At 59.5% G+C, this 2,234-nt stretch carries 1 protein-coding gene and 1 pseudogene; one reads left to right on the forward strand and one right to left on the reverse strand.

What is annotated here, in order from left to right:
- Positions 1-81: 81 nt before the first annotated feature.
- A pseudogene (locus VSS37_RS21945) lies at positions 82-680 on the reverse strand (transposase zinc-binding domain-containing protein); the annotation flags it as partial.
- 599 nt (positions 681-1,279) lie between these two features.
- Here VSS37_RS21945 and VSS37_RS10325 point away from each other — a divergent pair.
- Entirely contained in the window at positions 1,280-2,176 is an 897-nt protein-coding gene (locus VSS37_RS10325) for an IS982 family transposase (protein ID WP_324694939.1), read from the forward strand.
- Positions 2,177-2,234: the final 58 nt, after the last annotated feature.

Consider the following 2,234-nt stretch of genomic DNA (forward strand, 5'->3'; position numbering starts at 1 on the left):
AAAACCATGACTTACAGCATAATTGCATTTGCTGGCTGGAGGAATATCCGTCGGAGTTTCGTGAAAGCGCACGGGCCAGTCTTCCCCGCCGCCGGTCTCGAACACACCATCGACGACGCAGTGGAAGTGCACATGCGGGTTGAGCAGGGAGCCAAAGCGGTGGATGAAGGCCACCGCGCCGATGCGAACCGTGCCGGCTTGAGACCCCGGGCAGGCAGCGCGTAATCCCTGTTCCACCGCCGAAAGAACGATGTGCAGGGCCAGGTTTTGAAAAGCGGGGTCGGCCTGCAGGAAGTCGCGCAACCGTTTGGGCACCGAAAGCACCCATTACCGCACCGGTAGGCGCGGGATGACGTGGTCGGCGAGGTGGGCGGCGGTCTCGGCCATGCGGTGGGTAGGGCACAAAGGACAGACGCCGCGGCTCTTGCAAGAATACACCACCAGGAAATCGTGACCGCCATCGCGCAGCGGGCGCGGGCAAAGCCGTGGGTGAGGATGCCGAATTCGAGGTGGCGGCGGAATTCCCGCTCGCCGTGGGCCGGCGTCGAGCGCCCTGTTTCGTCCTGCGCCCGTTCGAGCCAGGTGGTCAGATGCGTCTGCACGGTGCGCTCGGGCTGGCGGAGACGATAGGGGGCAGTGCGCGAAGTGGCGCACGGAACAGCTGCGGCGGGCATGGGCATCCCGATCGGGTGATCGGGATGGTAAACGGTAAATCCATACCGTTGTCTACACAAGCTGGAGTGAGGGTCTCTCTGGTGCATTCCTTGCAAAAGGGCCATCGAGCAGGATGCGGGCATCATTCTGATCGGGTCGAACGGTCTCCACAACGGCCACCTGGCCATCAGGTTCACCGGCAGCCAGCGGGATGGCGTGCCCTGTGGGCTGCGGGCTCGATGCCTGAGAACCCCGGAGAAGACGCGGGTCCGACGGATATTCCTCCAGCCAGCAAATGCAATTATGCTGTAAGTCATGGTTTTTGTTGAAAAATAGGCGATGCCGCAAGAGCGGCGCCTGCCTACACGGCGCGCTTGTCGGCTTTGGCCTTGAGCGGGAAGGAGAGGCCGATGGCGTCGAGGATTTTGGCCTGTTGCTCGTCCGGTCGTGGCAGATGCGTGTGACGCTGACCGTTACGGTCGGTGCTGTAGAGATAACGTCAGTTCGGGATAAGGAAGCCCGAAATTTCGCGCTAAGACATTGATGGGAAACGGATGATGGGGAGTGCTGTCTTGGTAGATTGGGTGCACGCCCTCATCCACCCCATCACACGGAGGCCCTCATCATGGACGATCTTACCGAGACTTACTGCCTGATAGACGACTTTTACAAAGCCATCGAACCCCAACTGAATACCGGGCTGCTGACCGATGGCAAACGTCATCGGTCGAGGAAATGTAGTCTCTCCAGGCCGGAGTTGATGACGTTGGTGGTGTTGTTCCATCAGATTCGCTACCGGCAGTTCAAAGCCTTCTACCTCAATCATGTGTGCCCACACCTGCGCGCAGAATTTCCCCGGCTACCGTCGTATCAGCGGTGTGTCGAGTTGCTACCGCGCTGCGCGATCGCGCTGGCCGCCCTGTTCGAGGCGCTCACGGGCAAGTGCTCCGGGTTGTCGATTGCCGATTCGACCCCCATTACCGTCTGCAAAAACCTGCGGATTTCGTCTCACCGGGTGTTCCAGGGGATGGCGGCGCGCGGCAAGAGTTCTACCGGCTGGTTTTTCGGTTTCAAACTCCATTTGGTGATCAATCACTTGGGCGAACTTCTGGGCGTCAAACTGACCCCAGGCAATGTCGATGACCGAAAGCCCTTGCGCGACTTTGCCAATCGGCTCTTTGGCAAACTGTATGCCGACAAGGGCTATATCGCCCAGTGGCTAACCACGTTCCTGAAGGACCTTGGCATTGATCTGGTAACCAAGGTCAAGAAAAACATGAAGCCCGTCGCCCTCTCTCCCTTCGACGAGGCGATGCTACGGCAGCGATCTCTCGTGGAAACCGTCATCGACGAACTGAAAAATCTCTGTCAGGTCGAGCACACCCGCCATCGCTCGCCCATCCATTTCTCCGTCAATTTGCTCGCCGGCTTCATCGCCTATTGCCTCATGCCAAACAAGCCGAAGCTGTCGCTACAGGACATCCGCCGGCTCTCTCGGCCCCCAAAGCTTATCCCGAACTGACGTTAGAGATAGGTCAATCGGCCGAGGGCCACCAAGGCGTCGTCCGGAGTGATGGCGG

It is taken from the genome of Candidatus Thiothrix phosphatis (assembly GCF_035668035.1).
Taxonomy (GTDB): domain Bacteria; phylum Pseudomonadota; class Gammaproteobacteria; order Thiotrichales; family Thiotrichaceae; genus Thiothrix; species Thiothrix phosphatis.

Coding starts and splice junctions, on each gene's coding strand:
- VSS37_RS10325 (WP_324694939.1), top strand. CDS start 1,280: ATGGACGATCTTACCGAGACTTACTGCCTGATAGACGACTTTTACAAA.